14 protein-coding genes are annotated in these 13,961 nt (G+C 45.6%); all 14 read right to left on the bottom strand.

Translation table 11 applies throughout. The features are described 5' to 3' along the window. Positions 1–34: 34 nt before the first annotated feature. Positions 35–1,195, bottom strand: a complete 1,161-nt coding sequence (locus RWO08_RS05540; RefSeq protein ID WP_314211454.1) for a low temperature requirement protein A — start codon at positions 1,193–1,195, stop codon at positions 35–37. Positions 1,196–1,268: 73 nt separating this feature from the next. Then, complete coding sequence (locus RWO08_RS05535; protein WP_314211453.1) at positions 1,269–2,357, bottom strand: D-alanine--D-alanine ligase; 1,089 nt, start codon at positions 2,355–2,357, stop codon at positions 1,269–1,271. 20 nt (positions 2,358–2,377) lie between these two features. Continuing rightward, complete coding sequence (locus RWO08_RS05530) at positions 2,378–3,127, bottom strand: hypothetical protein (RefSeq protein WP_070756218.1); 750 nt, start codon at positions 3,125–3,127, stop codon at positions 2,378–2,380. A gap of 60 nt (positions 3,128–3,187) precedes the next feature. Next, entirely contained in the window at positions 3,188–3,760 is a 573-nt protein-coding gene (locus RWO08_RS05525) for a LemA family protein (protein ID WP_070756217.1), read from the bottom strand. 142 nt (positions 3,761–3,902) lie between these two features. Further along, positions 3,903–4,151 (bottom strand): type B 50S ribosomal protein L31, encoded by a 249-nt coding sequence (locus tag RWO08_RS05520; protein ID WP_023391311.1) that lies wholly within the window; start codon positions 4,149–4,151, stop codon positions 3,903–3,905. Between the two features lie 154 nt (positions 4,152–4,305). Continuing rightward, on the bottom strand, positions 4,306–4,824 hold the full coding sequence (locus tag RWO08_RS05515; RefSeq protein ID WP_314211452.1) for an acyl-CoA thioesterase: 519 nt from the start codon (positions 4,822–4,824) through the stop codon (positions 4,306–4,308). A gap of 17 nt (positions 4,825–4,841) precedes the next feature. Beyond that, positions 4,842–6,281 (bottom strand): proline--tRNA ligase, encoded by a 1,440-nt coding sequence (proS, locus tag RWO08_RS05510; RefSeq protein ID WP_314211451.1) that lies wholly within the window; start codon positions 6,279–6,281, stop codon positions 4,842–4,844. A gap of 337 nt (positions 6,282–6,618) precedes the next feature. Next, positions 6,619–7,221, bottom strand: coding sequence for a signal peptidase I (lepB, locus tag RWO08_RS05505; RefSeq protein WP_311467381.1), 603 nt, complete (start codon positions 7,219–7,221; stop codon positions 6,619–6,621). Between the two features lie 136 nt (positions 7,222–7,357). Beyond that, positions 7,358–8,266 (bottom strand): hypothetical protein, encoded by a 909-nt coding sequence (locus RWO08_RS05500; RefSeq protein ID WP_311467382.1) that lies wholly within the window; start codon positions 8,264–8,266, stop codon positions 7,358–7,360. 202 nt (positions 8,267–8,468) lie between these two features. Then, complete coding sequence (locus RWO08_RS05495) at positions 8,469–9,341, bottom strand: hypothetical protein (RefSeq protein WP_314211450.1); 873 nt, start codon at positions 9,339–9,341, stop codon at positions 8,469–8,471. Positions 9,342–9,560: 219 nt separating this feature from the next. Beyond that, positions 9,561–10,538 carry a hypothetical protein gene (locus tag RWO08_RS05490; protein ID WP_314211449.1) on the bottom strand — a complete coding sequence of 326 codons (978 nt, stop codon included), beginning with the start codon at positions 10,536–10,538 and terminating at the stop codon, positions 9,561–9,563. A gap of 30 nt (positions 10,539–10,568) precedes the next feature. Next, on the bottom strand, positions 10,569–11,564 hold the full coding sequence (locus RWO08_RS05485; RefSeq protein WP_291427367.1) for a ribose-phosphate diphosphokinase: 996 nt from the start codon (positions 11,562–11,564) through the stop codon (positions 10,569–10,571). An 18-nt stretch (positions 11,565–11,582) separates the two neighbouring features. Then, positions 11,583–12,953 (bottom strand): bifunctional UDP-N-acetylglucosamine diphosphorylase/glucosamine-1-phosphate N-acetyltransferase GlmU, encoded by a 1,371-nt coding sequence (glmU, locus tag RWO08_RS05480; RefSeq protein ID WP_314211448.1) that lies wholly within the window; start codon positions 12,951–12,953, stop codon positions 11,583–11,585. A gap of 126 nt (positions 12,954–13,079) precedes the next feature. Beyond that, the gene (purR, locus tag RWO08_RS05475; RefSeq protein WP_314211447.1) at positions 13,080–13,958 is read right to left on the bottom strand and encodes a pur operon repressor; all 879 of its coding nucleotides are present in this window, start codon (positions 13,956–13,958) and stop codon (positions 13,080–13,082) included. Positions 13,959–13,961 lie beyond the last annotated feature (3 nt).

The following is a 13,961-nucleotide window of genomic DNA, read 5'->3' as shown; positions in this document are numbered from 1 at the left end:
AAAAGCGAAGTGCTTCTGCACTTCGCTTTTCTCATTAGAATTTGAGGTTTTGACGAATCCAGTCTCGTCTATGAAGATAACCCACACGCATCATGGCATACTCCATAAGGGCAATAACAGAGAAGAAGATCCAAATGCTGTCCCGGAAGTACCAAGCCAAGCCTACGCCTAGAGCCAATAACCCTACATATTGTAATAGCAAGCGCCGGGTCAAACGCAGCTCTTCTTTGTTATAGCGAGCGGTTAAGAGTAGGCAAAGATGATAAATCACCAGGCCTAGCAAGACTAAGAAGGGGCTAGTCAAATAGGCTAAATCACTTGTTGTTAGCTCAATTCCAACCGTAAACATATTGAGTCCCATTAAGAGTACTAGATGAGCAGAAATTAAAAGGGTTGGACTATTCTTTTGGTTATGTTCCAAGGAAATGGCCGTTTGTGAGACATAATTAATAAAGGCTGCCCCCAGACAGGCAAAGGTCACAAGCGCTAGCCAGACATTCTGACTCAGAGGGAAAGTTCGAATTACACTAATAACAGCTTCCCCAAAGGTCAGAATCGTAATCAGCTGCATCCGCTCAACCAAATGGGGAAAGTTCATGGCATCATGATTGTTATAGCGCTCAATCCATAGAGGCACCCCTACAATCAAGAGATAGGCTAGCCCATAAACATAGACTCCCATCTCAACAGGAAGCACTGCGATAAGCGGCAAAGTCAATAAGAGAATGACGATTACGAAGACTATCAGACGCATTTGCATTGCCATATCTGGCGTGCAAGCCTTATAGCGGCGACCATGCAGCCAGTACTGAAGCAAAATAATGGCATAAGCTAGGATTAATAAGCCATTAAATACAAAATATGTTGGGAGACTCAGCCCATTAAAATTAAGGATAGTCGTGCGCCATTCAGCATGCAAGTTGATGGCCAGATTACCGATGACTAACATGGACAGAATCAGGGAGTAAATATCATTACGGTCCCTGCGACTGTACTTATTCATATAGATATTTTGAGTAAACCATAGGCTCCAGAAACTAATGTTGACCACCACAAATTGGATGATATCTAAAGCTCCAATAGGCGAGTGCTCCCCAACGTGATGGAACATGCCCACCATAGACGAAGTGGCCATGACAAAGACCAAGTCATAAAATAACTCGTAGTTGGAAACGCGTTTGGCAGTGACTGACACAGCTAACTTCCTTTCTGATAAAGTTTTTGTGCGACAAAGAAAACCACACGGCATCTGCCATGTGGTTTTGTCTTTAACGACTTACTTGTTTATAAGCTTGCTTATCTTCGAAACTCTTAAGCGCTAACTGCAAGAGTTCTTCAATCAGATCGCGGGTATTAAGCCCAGTCGCTTCCCAAAGACAAGGATACATACTGTAAGGCGTAAAGCCTGGCATGGTGTTGATTTCGTTGATATAGATATCGTGGCTAGCCGTCACAAAGAAGTCAACCCGTGACAAGCCCTTGCCATCCAATGCGCGGTAGGCACGTAGGGCATATTCTTGAATCTTGTCACTAATGGCGTCTGGCAATTGAGCCGGAATCTCCATTTCAACTGTGTTGTTGACATACTTTTCATCGTAGTCATAGAAATCAGCAGTCTTGACCAGACGGCCGACCACACTAGCATGCGCATCATCGTTGCCTAGAACTGCTACTTCGCATTCTTGGGCAGAAATCCCTTGTTCCACCACGATACGGCGGTCAAATTGCAGGGCTTTTTCTACGGCTGCACGTAACTCTTCGGTCGTGGTAGCCTTAGAAATCCCCACGCTGGAGCCCATATTAGCAGGCTTTACAAAGAGTGGATAGAGCAAGTTGCCCTCACAGCGATTCATCCATTCCTCAGGCGCCTGAGCCCATTCGCGAGAATCGAAGGCCACGTATGGCACTTGTGGTAAGCCAGCTTGGTGGAAAAGTTGTTTGGAAATGACCTTGTCCATACCGCAGGCGCTAGCAGTCACGCCAGCCCCGACATAAGGCATACCCAAGACTTCCAAGAAGCCTTGGATGGTCCCATCTTCACCGTTAGGACCATGTAAGACAGGAAAGACAATGGTGTCTGCTTCCCTAATGTCGCCTGGTTGAATTAAGGTCCCGACTGATTGACCCTCTGGCCCCTCAGCCCAACGTGCTTGCGGACCAGCACTTAGGGCAAGTTGATTAGAGTGGCTAAGCGGACCTGATAAAGGCGCCCCCTTGAGCCAGTCTCCTTGCTTGGTAATATAAACTGGTTGTACTTCATAGTAATTGTACATGATGGACTGCATAATATTATGTGCTGAAATCAAGGAAATATCATGTTCAGCACTCTGCCCACCATAGAGTAAGACGATTTTCATGTAAAGTTCCTCCATCAATTTTAGATATTCAATACTAGGCGCCAATGGCTGGCACTAGTATCATAGACAATCTCCCCAATCTGCTCAGCCAAATTCTGATTCTGGGAGAGCAAGGTCAATTCATCTTCAATGACAAATAGGGGAACTAACCATTTTCCATTTAGGTAGTGAGCTTGCACAAAGTCTACTTTAATACCATTAGCAAATAAGGGAGCCAATTCCTCAGCTACGTGCGCAGGCAAAAGAGATACGGTCTGACGCTTAGAGAAGAAAAGATTCTTATTCTCATTGACTAGCTCCGTCATGCGTTCGGTCATATTCCGAGCGAAGCGCGGGTAGAAGTCTTGAATATGCCGATAGAAGAGCTTGTTGAGCCCATTAGGTAAAGTGAGATAGACAAAGTTGTTCTGCAACTTATAGAAGAAAGCTGAGCGCAGGACATTGGAAGAGTGGAAGAGGTAAAGCAATTCCGCAATTTCCTGAGGAGTCAATTGATGCATGAGTTCAATGGATTCGAAGTCAATCCAGTTAGACATCCGCAGCTTCTGGGCTTGGACTGTCTCCATATACCGTAAGACTTCTGACCGTCCCCGCAAAATCTTGAAGTTGGTCTGCACATCAAAGCGACCAAAATTAGCCGGTGCTTCTGCCAAAATCAAGTTATTAGGTAAATTCTGTGCACTAAAGTCGTCACTAGTCAGACTTAGGGCCCGGGTCATCATATAGTTGGTAACCGAGTCATAATGCACATAGAGGTTAACCCGTTTCATCTCATGCCTCCTTTCCATGCTAGCTAGTAAGTCAATAATATAATGGGAGCAAGTTTAGACTTAGAAGCTTACTTTTGGTGCTTCTTTCGCTTCAGCTGGTGCTTGTAGGTAAGCCTTTGGTGCAAAGCCACTTAAGCCAGCTACCAAGCTGTTAGGGAAGGTTTGGATCCCAGTATTGTATTGGCCAATGCTTGAGTTGTAGATTTGACGTGCTTTGGCAATCAAGTCTTCGGTTTCTTCCAAGCTGCGTTGTAAGTCTAAGTAGTTTTGGTTAGCTTTGAGCTCAGGATAAGCTTCTGCTACAGCCAATAAACGTGATAAAGCGCCTGTCAATTGGTTTGATAATTCGTTCTTTTGCTCAGGTGTTGCATCCATTGGCAAGTTGACGATTTGTTGACGTGCCTTCACTACGGCATCTAAGGTTTCACTCTCGTGTTTAGAGTAACCTTTGACTGTTTCCACTAAGTTTGGAATTAAGTCGTTACGACGTTGGAGTTGCACGTCTACTTGGCTGAAGCTCTCTTCAGACCAGTTACGTAAACGAACTAAACGGTTGTAGACAGATGCCCAGAAGACTACTAATAGGACCACAATCCCAGCAATAATCCCTAAAACAGTCCATAATGTACTCATAAAAAAACATCCTTTCGAATTTTAGTCTCGTCCTCTATTATAAGCCAAAAACCTTGTCTTGTCACGCTTTGCGAAAGATTGTTAAGTAAAATCAAAAAAGAGCCCCGAGGGGCTCTTAGTCTTCTGTGGATAGAATAGTGGCTTATTTGTTGAAGCCGTACTTCTTGTTGAAGCGGTCCACACGACCATCTGCTTGGGTGAATTTTTGACGCCCAGTGTAGAATGGATGTGAATCAGACGAAATTTCCACGCGGATTAATGGGTAAGTGTTGCCATCTTCCCACTCAACCGTTTCGTTAGAAGTTTTCGTTGAACCTGACAAGAATTTGTAACCAGTAGTAGTGTCCATGAAGACAACTGGTTGGTAGTTTGGATGAATATCTGGTCTCATTTATGAACTTCCTTTCTGCCCTAGGCTATTTGCTAGTCTAGAGTTATTTGTCTGCACTCGGTGCAACACTAATATCATACCTAATTCTCTGCCAAATGTAAAGAATAAATTTGGTCCTTAGCTAGAAAAGCTAGCACCTGGCGTCAGACAGGCCTTAGTGGATATCCCAGGGAAAATCCAAGTTGAGGCCTGACTGGAATTGAGCCGATGCTTGGCGTTCGGCCATGCGTTTGGCCTGGCGTTCAGGGTAACCGGCGCAGACGAAGATTTCCTCTGAAACCTCTGGCTGAATAGGGGCGACCTCAACCGAAGCCCCCGTCTCATCGATGGCCACAAAGGTCAAGAAGGCCGTCGCTGCTAAATAACGTTCCCCCGTCTCAAGTCGTTCCCCTACTACCTTGGCAAAGACTTCGACCGAGGTACGGCCGGTACCTGTGACAATGGTTTCCACACAGACGGAGTCAGACAAGTGCAGAGGCCGGATAAAGTTGAGCTGGTCCATTGAGGCCGTCACGCAGAGACTACGCGTATGGCGAGACACTGTGATACTGGCACAGTTATCAATGAATTCCATGAGCTGACCGCCATAAAGAGTCTGGTGCATATTACAATGGAAAGGTAGGATACGGTGGGTTTGCACCGCTCGCGATTCGCGGCAAAACTTAGCCTCCATCTTAGCTTCCTTCTTTCTTAGTAGGCCCGCGCCAACCATACGGTGTGTTTAGCCGGTTGGCCTGTCACGATACAGGTTGCTTTCTCTGGTACTTGACCTGCAAATGGAATGTTACGCGTGGTGAAGCCTGTTTCTTCCTTAATCTTGGCTTCGCTCTCTTCGGTGCCGTCCCAACCTGCTAACACCCAACCAGGCACTTGGCCAGCTGCTCGCTTGCTTTCGATGTGGGCCTTGAGCTCGTCTAAGCTATTGATGTCTGTATAGTAGTTGGCTTGGTTCATTTGGCGCGCCTTTTCTAAGAGTCGCCCTTGCATGCCAGCCAATTCCGCTTGAACGCTAGCCAAGAAGTTGTCAAATGGTACGGCTACTTTGTCATCTAAGTCGCGAGCCTTCATCATGACTTGCGCATTTTCTAAGTCGCGTGGACCACACTCAATCCGAACTGGCACCCCACGAAGTTCCCATTCATTGAATTTGAAACCTGGCGAGTTGTTGCTGTCGTCTAGGCGGCAACGGATACCTGCTGCTTTAAGTTGTGCCTGTAATTCATGGATTTTGTCCAGAATGGCTGGGTTCTTTTGCCATGGACCTACAGGAACGAAGACTACTTGAGTTGGCGCAACTGCTGGTGGCAAGACCAAGCCCTTGTCGTCGCCGTGAGTCATAATCATAGCCCCAATCAAGCGGGTAGATACACCGAAGGAGCTGGTGCGAGCATAAACGTGCTCGTTATCTGTATTGAGGTAACGAATGTCGAAAGCCTCCGCAAACTTGGTCCCCATGTAGTGGGAAGTCCCGGCTTGAACAGCTTTACCGTCTTGCATCATAGCTTCAATGGAGAAGGTGCTAACAGCCCCGGCAAAGCGCTCAGAAGGTGTTTTCTCACCGTCTACTACTGGCACAGCCAAGACACCTTCCACGACTTCCTTATAGATTTGGAGCATACGCATAGTACGGTCCAAGGCTTCTTGACCGTCGGCGTGGGCTGTATGGCCTTCTTGCCAGAGGAACTCAGAGGTCCGCAAGAATGGTAAGGTCTTCTTCTCCCAACGGAACACGTTAGCCCATTGGTTGATTTCGAGTGGTAGGTCACGGTAGGACTGGATCCAGTTGGAGAAGGCATCCCCAATAATGGTTTCAGAAGTTGGACGTAAGGCCAAACGTTCTTCTAATTTCTCACCGGCTGCTTCCGTTACCCATGGTAATTCTGGGCTAAAGCCTTCGATGTGATCCTTCTCCTTGTTGAAGAAAGACTCAGGAATTAACATTGGGAAGTAGGCGTTACGGATGCCTTCTTCCTTGAAACGAGCATCCATCGCTTTTTGGATATGTTCCCAGATTTCATAGCCGTCTGGCTTAAAAATCATACAGCCCCGCACTGGCGAGTAGTCCATTAAATCCGCTTGTTGAATGGTTTGTAAATACCATTTTGAGAAATCTTCTTGTCTTGTTACCATCTGGTAAACCTCCTTACAAAAAATCGTGACTGTGCTCCATCCTTAATCAAGGACGAAGCACAGTCACTCCGCGGTACCACCTTGTTTGCCGACATAGGCGCCGGCCAACTTATAGCCGATAAGGAGGCCAACCCACTTGTTCTATTCAATAGTAGGTTCCAATCCGCCAGAGGGTATGCATCTTCCAGCCAAGGACGCACTCTCTAAAACCATAGGGACTGTACTAGTCTATTTACAGCTATAAATATACGCATTTTTAGGTCCTTTGTCAAGCTGTCTTCGACTGGCTTCTGGCATCAAAAAAGGTCCGGGACTGGCGTCCCTGGACCTGACTCACTTAGCGGTTCACAATTTGTCCCGCATCATTTAATTTATACTTTTGCAAGAAGCCTAGGCGATTTAAAGGCCAATAGCTGACATCGGCTTCCCCTTCAACCGTGTTGGCATCAATAAAGCCAAAGGAACGACCGTCCAGGGAGTTCTGACGGTTGTCACCTAAGACGAAGTATTTACCTTCTGGCACTGTGCTAGCCCCGGCTACTTGTGCTAGGGTGAAGTTTTGCGTGAAGTTGCCATTTGGATTGGCTGCCTGGTATTCCTTAACCTTCTCGGCTAAGTAAGGCTCGTCAGTAGCGACGCCATTGAGGTAAAGTTTGTCGTCGCGTACTTCAATGGTGTCACCTGGCACGCCAATGACACGCTTGATATAGCGTTTGCTAGGGTCGCTCGGCGCCTTAATAACCACCACGTCGAAGCGTTCAATTTTGGCTAGTTTCCACATAAAGAGGCGTTCATCATGTTGTAAGGTATAGTCCATGGAATGACCATCCACACGAAAAGACTCCACCACAAAATGACGCAAGGCGAAAACCGCCGCTACCATAATGATTAAGTAAACCAAGAATTCTAAGACTTCCTTGGCAATTGCTTTGATATTCATATTATCCCTCCAGGATTCATCTACCCCTTCATTATACCTTAAGGCTTAGAGGACAAGCAATCCTGAGCACTTTTGACGCTAAAATAAATGCTAGACAAGAAAAAAGCTAGGACCAAGTCCTAGCCTTCTAGCTTGCTTATTCTTCAGAAGATGAAGCGGAATTAGCATTGCCAGCCCCTGCTTCAGGTTCCTTGATATCAACTGGTTGGTTGTGGTTGCTTACAGTCACAGAGAAAGTAACATCCACTGTTTGTGGTGCGTCGTCGCCCTCAGCCAATTTAGGATTTACTTGAGCCACGTCTACATGAAGGACAAGGTTGAAAGCTTTGACGAAGTGAGTTTCTTTATCATAGCTTACTACCAAGCTAGGGTTCAATTCGAAGAACTTCTTGAAGTTATCAGCAGTGAAAACCTTGCTGAAGCTATCTTCGCTAACGTTTTGACCTGCTTGTTTAGCTTGGTCTAAAGCCGCTTGTTGTAATTTCTTGAAGAGAGCTTCGTGATCTTGATAGAACTTAGCACCGTCAATGTTTTGTTTGAGGGAAAGTTGATACTCGTCATCCTTTGCCTCTACATTGAATAATTCAGAAAGAGCTGTGTTAAATTCTTTGTCTAACTCAGAATTTGTCTTAGCTACTTCTAAAAACTTGGCATAAGCTTTTTGGAATTCTTGTTTGTTGACGGAAACATCTGATACATGCCAGTCATTGCCTCCTTCACGGAAGAAGGCTTTGGCACCTTTTACCACTGCCTCAAATTGGCCATTGGTGGTTGGTGGCAATTGTAAATCAAGTGAACCTTGGAGCTCAGCATTCTTAACATCCACGTCACCTGTTAGGTTAGCCGTTAAACTACGTGGTGTAGTCTTAGTAGTACCAATAACGGACAGGCTAGATTCCAAGTGGAAAGTCTCCAACTTGAGTGCTGCTTCATTGGCTTGTGTCACCAAATCAACGAAAGATGGGGCGGCATCTTGAGCTGCAGCGAAAGGTAATTGGCTAAAGAAAGCCAAGAGAACAACTAATACTTTGACTAATTTTTTCATTTTCATTCCTCCTCTTAGTCGCAGTTACATTCCAGGTTTTGACTAGGCAAGCACCTGATAATATTATGCTAACACTTTAAGAGCCAGACTTCAAGTCTTTACGCACAAAAAGTTAGACAAAAGTAGAATTCCTTTCGTTTTTTCTTTTTCTGCAGTCAAAAAGCCATTAAAAAAGCACCCCTAAGGGTGCTTTTATGACGGATTAGTGGTTTTCTAATTCGATTGGTTGGTTGTAGTCTTTAGCTTCTAAGTTAGCTTGTACAGATACTTTACCTGGTGCGCCTTGAGCTGATTGAGCTGGCAAGAAGTCAGCAGGGTTCAAGTTTACATCAAGAGTCACCTTAGATACTAAGAAAGTAGATTTGTTGTAACGAACTTCTACTTTAGGGTTTGATGCAAAGAATTTTTCCATGGTTTCTGCACTGAAGAGCTTGTCGTAGGTTGCTTTTTGTTGATCAGATACAGATTGACCGTTCGCTTCTGCTTGTTTCAAGACTTGTTCTTTAAGGCGAGCGAAGGTTTCTTTGTTATCTTCGAAGAATTTCTTCCCGTCGATACCTTGTTTGAGGGCGTAAACATAGTCTTCGCCGTCTTCCTTCACTTCGAAGTATTGACCTAAAGTAGCTTCTTGTTCAGGAGTTAAGTCCTTGTAAGCTGCTTGCAAGCCGTTTTGGATAGCAGTCTTGAATTGGTTACGTTGAGCAGAGAAGTCTGCCTTAGTCCATTCTTTATCACCAGTTTGAGTTGATAAGGTATCATCTTTCACTTGGAAAGCTTGTTTTTGAGCGTTTGGAGACAATTGGCTCGCAACTTCAATTTTACCTTCACCTTGAACGTTTTCTACGTCTAATTCAGTTTCAAAGTTCACGTTAGCAACGTTAACTTTAGTCCCGTTTTGGTCAAAAGCAACAGCTAAGTCACCTTTCAATTCTACGGACTTCACAGTCTTCAAAGCTGCGTCTGCTTTGCTGAAGAGTTCATTCAAACCTACAGCATGAGCAGTAGTAGCAGGGGTAGTAGCGAATACAGTAGCAGCAACAGCTGTTACAGCAAAAAATTTCTTGATGGATTTCATCATCATTCTCCTTTACGTAAAAGATTTTACATGTTCCTATTATAACGCGCTCAGCTTAAATTACAACCAAAAGCCCTCGATTTCATATAAATTTCATACTTTAGACCGAGAAAAAGCCCATTATTCCGAACAAATCCTAGGCTCTAAAGCAGGGAAAGTTCGCCCTTCACTAGCGCCTCACCAAAAAAGCAGCCCCTAGGGGCTGCTAGAAAATTGTCCTTATTCTGAAGCAGAACTTGAAGAGCTGTCTTCACTTGATTCTGTCAAGCGACTTGACTCAGACTCTGAACCAGGTAATTTTTCTTCTGGAACTCTAATCTCGCGGCTCTCGTTGAAGCCGTCGAAGGTCATTTCTGCATTGTAGTAGAAGCTATAGAGACCAAATTGTTCAACTTCTTTGCTATCTAGGAAGTCTGTGAAGCGCAAGGTCACTTCCACCTTATAAGATGTCACCAGGTAGCTATCCTTAGCAAAATGAACTTCATAAACCGGCTTGCTTTCCAAGAACTTGCTTAAGGTTTCAGCACTATAGAAACGGTCAACTTGTGCCTTGTAGCTTGGCGACACTTTTTCGCCACGCTCTTCCATCTCATCATAGATTCGTTGCTTAAATTCATCCAAAGCAGCCTTGTTATCATCGAAGAGTTTCTTGGCATCAATATCATCGCGAAGACTAAGTACATACTCGCTATCTGTCTCAGTGAGCTTGAAAATTTGCTTGATTAGCTCATCATGTTGCGCTAAAGCCTTAACGACTTCGTCTTTAGCAGGGAAGTTGAAACCTTCACGCTCTAAAGTTCTCTTAAAATCAGCTTTTTCCGCGCCAGTATCTTCCACTTGGGCGATGCGATCATCAATTTCATAGAAGGTTTGATTATCCTTCAGACCCCAACGAATATTGCGGAATTGGGGAAGGAAAATTGAATCAATGACCATCTTCAAATCAACGTTTAGATTTTGGATATCGACATAACCATCGACTTGCACTTGGCCTAGGTCCATATGTTGGGTCTGACGATCAATAGCAGCCTTGAGCGTCCCTTGGGTGTGGAAGCTCTTGAGGCCACGGTAGGCTTCATAGCTACGGCCTAAAAGTTCAGAGATTGCTAAATCTTCTGCTTGTACTTTAGGTAAAGAGATGAAAATCAGGGTCAGGGCCATTAAAAGAGCGGCCATTTTTTTGAAGAATTGTTTCATGGGGTTCTTCCTTTCTAGACTGGAATAGGATTAGTCTTCCTTGCTTAAATCTTCCAACTTGAATTTTTCTTGGAAGAGTGGACTTACTGAACGGTTTTCGTGGATACGCTTGATAGCTTCCCCGACTAAGGTGCCGACAGAAATCGTTTGGAGTTTGTCTAAGTGGCGACCTTCTGGTTGTTGGATAGAGTCGGTCACGATGACTTCTTTGATTTCAGATTCATCTAAGCGCTCGACAGCTGGACCAGATAGGACAGCATGGGTACAGCAAGCATAGACGGAATCAGCACCCTTATCTAGGAGGGCGGCTGCCGCTAAGGTAATGGTCCCTGCGGTATCAATCATGTCATCGATAATGATACATTTCTTGCCTGCCACATCCCCGATAATGTTCATGACTTCAGAGACATTAGGACGCGGACGGCGTTTGTCGATAATGGCAATCGGCGACTTGAGGAAGTCGGCCAATTTACGGGCCCGCACTACCCCACCGTGGTCAGGAGAAACAACCACGACATCTTCCCCGAAGAGGCCTTTTTCTAAGAAATAGTCAGCCAAGAGTGGTACCCCAATTAAGTGGTCCACTGGGATATCGAAGAAGCCTTGAATTTGCGGTGCATGCAAGTCTAAGGTTAAGACACGGTCTGCCCCGGCAATAGTAATCATGTTAGCAACTAATTTAGCGGTAATTGGTTCACGCGACTGAGCCTTACGTTCTTGACGCGCATAGCCGTAGTAAGGCATCACCACGTTAATGGTCTTGGCACTTGCCCGACGTAAAGCGTCAATCATAATCAAGAGTTCCATCAAGTTGTCGTTGACTGGGTCAGAAGTCGACTGCACGATGTAGACGTGCGCCCCCCGAATACTTTCTTCCACGTTGACCTTGACTTCACCGTCTGAAAAACGCGAAATACTAATTTTCCCTAGTTCTAGACCAACTGCCTCTGCAATCTTCTCTGCCAAAGGACGGTTTGAACTCAAAGAGAAAATCTTCAACTTCGGATCTTTATAATGTTTACCCACAATGGTTCCTCCTAAAAATTACTTTTTGCTAAATTTTTGCCAATAGTTGGGAATGTTGTCTTGCTTGACACGGGAAATGGCCAAGGCTTGATCTGGCACGTCGCGTGTCACGGTTGTGCCCGCCGCAATAAAGGTTTGGTCGCCAATCTTAACTGGTGAGACAATGTTGGCATTACAGCCGATAAAGGCTTGGTCACCTACGGTCGAACGGTGCTTCTTCTTACCGTCATAGTTGACGAAGATGGTCCCGCAACCGATATTGATATCACGACCTAGGTCAGCATCGCCAATATAGGTTAGGTGGCCTGACTTGACGCCTGCCCCTAAAGTAGAGTTCTTAACCTCGACGAAGTTGCCGATATGAACATCTTGACCTAGGTGGCTATTTGGCCGCAAGTGGGCAAATGGCCCTACGGTCGCGCCAGTGGCGACAGTTGAAGACTCGATGACGGATTGGGTCACAGAGACGCCATCCGCTAATTGGCTGTCATGGATTTCAGTATTAGCCCCGATTTGGCACTGAGCCCCAATACAGGTTTGGCCCTTGAGGCTAACATTGGCTTCCAAAATGGTATCTGAACCAATGACCACATCGGCTTCAATATAGGTTGAAGCTGGATCTATCATGGTCACGCCTTGGCGCATATGATATTCATTAATGCGACGGCGCATAGATTGGGTCGCTTCCGCTAGGGCTACTCGGTCGTTAACCCCAATGGCTTCGGTCTCATCTGCCATAACGTAAGCAGCTACAGTCCGACCTGCTTGACGGGCTAGAGCAATGACATCCGGCAAGTAATATTCGCCTTGGGCGTTGTCGTTGCCGACACGTTTGAGGCAATCAAACAATAATTGATTGTCGAAGACATAGGTCCCCGTGTTGAATTCACGAATCAGCGCCTCTTGCTCTGTGGTATCCTTCTGTTCCACAATCTTCAGAACTTGTCCCTCAGCGTCACGGACAATCCGTCCGTAACCTGTCGCGTCTTCGGTAACAGCGGTCAAAATGGTTGCCCCTGCTCCCTGTGCTTGATGATAGTCAAAAAGGGCCGATAGAGTCTCAGCAGTTAAGAGCGGTGTATCACCACAAATCACCAGAGTGCTGCCCGCTAAATGTCCCAAGGCAGCTTCTGCCTGTAAGACTGCGTGGCCTGTCCCTAGTTGTTCTGCCTGTAAGGCATAGCTAGACTTATCGCCCAAGTAGGCTTGTACAGCTTCCGCTCCATGCCCCACGATGGTGACGATTTGATTGACACCGCTGGCTTCAACCGCTCGCACCACATGGGCTACCATAGGCAAACCACACACGGGGTGTAGCACCTTATAGAGGGAAGATTTCATGCGTGTGCCCTTCCCTGCAGCTAGAATAACTGCCATCCGATTCTCCATTCATCATACTCCTTTGCTTACTACGTACGACATGGCACGTTAATTTCGTAATCTACCGATACTATTATACCGATTTCAGGCGCAGATATCCAATCGAATTATCTTTTTTTATCAATTTGTTATTTTCTAGTGTAGAGACGTTGTGAATGGTTCGAAAGCCTCTCCTTCTGTGAAGAAGCTGCCAGGTTCTGAATAGAGCTCAAAATGTTCGATTTCTGGGTTATAGACCATTTGAATCTTCATCAAGGACTCGTGAGGTGGCAATTTTTGCTTTTCTTGGTCCGTATTCTCCGCAAAGACACAGACACCGGCTAGCTGACACTCAAATTCATCCAGCATAGACAAGAGACCAAAAATAGTCCCCCCATTGCGGAGGAAGTCGTCAACAATCAAAACCTTACTTCTAGGCGCTAAGGCTAGTTTGGATAGTTCCATCTTGTTGACGGTTTGCAGGGAGCCAGATAGATAGCTAATAGAAATAGTTGACCCTTCAGCGTCACGTGAGTCACGACGCACCACCACGTGAGGGACATTGAGATAGCGAGCAACAGCGACTGCCAAGCCAATCCCCTTGGTCTCAATGGTCATAACAGCATCCACGCCACTACGTTGGTAACGAGAGGCAATCAACTTACCTAGACGGTTAAGAATGTCAGAATCTTGCAAGACATCACCCATATATATATAGTTGCCAGGCAGAACCCGTTTGCCGGTCTCCATTTTCTTAGCGACACGCTGAAAAAGATCCTTCAAGTCACGATCTTGAATGGTGGGGTAGAAGATAATGCCGCCGGACACCCCTGCTACAGTCCGAATATCCCCTAAATCATTCTCTTGAAACACGTCGCGTACAAAGTTGATATCTTCACTGATCGAGGACTTGGCAGAATCAAAGTAATCTGCAAAGAAGGACAAGGTGACTAGCTGATTGGGATGTTCCATTAAGTACTGGCATATGAAAACAATCCGATGATTGCGTTTAAATTTCTTGGCTTCTACACCCATGAT

It is taken from the genome of uncultured Abiotrophia sp. (genome assembly GCF_963520105.1).
In the GTDB taxonomy this organism is placed as follows: Bacteria; Bacillota; Bacilli; order Lactobacillales; family Aerococcaceae; genus Abiotrophia.
The sequence above is the reverse complement of the archived record's forward strand: the minus strand, read 5'-3'. Positions and strand labels throughout refer to the sequence as shown.

Excerpts from the sequence above, each read along its gene's own strand:
- RWO08_RS05535 (WP_314211453.1), bottom strand. The coding sequence starts at position 2,357 with ATGAAAATCGTCTTACTCTATGGTGGGCAGAGTGCTGAACATGATATT.
- RWO08_RS05530 (WP_070756218.1), bottom strand. The coding sequence starts at position 3,127 with ATGAAACGGGTTAACCTCTATGTGCATTATGACTCGGTTACCAACTAT.
- RWO08_RS05525 (WP_070756217.1), bottom strand. The coding sequence starts at position 3,760 with ATGAGTACATTATGGACTGTTTTAGGGATTATTGCTGGGATTGTGGTC.
- RWO08_RS05520 (WP_023391311.1), bottom strand. The coding sequence starts at position 4,151 with ATGAGACCAGATATTCATCCAAACTACCAACCAGTTGTCTTCATGGAC.
- RWO08_RS05515 (WP_314211452.1), bottom strand. The coding sequence starts at position 4,824 with ATGGAGGCTAAGTTTTGCCGCGAATCGCGAGCGGTGCAAACCCACCGT.
- proS (WP_314211451.1), bottom strand. The coding sequence starts at position 6,281 with ATGGTAACAAGACAAGAAGATTTCTCAAAATGGTATTTACAAACCATT.
- lepB (WP_311467381.1), bottom strand. The coding sequence starts at position 7,221 with ATGAATATCAAAGCAATTGCCAAGGAAGTCTTAGAATTCTTGGTTTAC.
- RWO08_RS05500 (WP_311467382.1), bottom strand. The coding sequence starts at position 8,266 with ATGAAAAAATTAGTCAAAGTATTAGTTGTTCTCTTGGCTTTCTTTAGC.
- RWO08_RS05495 (WP_314211450.1), bottom strand. The coding sequence starts at position 9,341 with ATGAAATCCATCAAGAAATTTTTTGCTGTAACAGCTGTTGCTGCTACT.
- RWO08_RS05490 (WP_314211449.1), bottom strand. The coding sequence starts at position 10,538 with ATGAAACAATTCTTCAAAAAAATGGCCGCTCTTTTAATGGCCCTGACC.
- glmU (WP_314211448.1), bottom strand. The coding sequence starts at position 12,953 with ATGGAGAATCGGATGGCAGTTATTCTAGCTGCAGGGAAGGGCACACGC.
- purR (WP_314211447.1), bottom strand. The coding sequence starts at position 13,958 with ATGGGTGTAGAAGCCAAGAAATTTAAACGCAATCATCGGATTGTTTTC.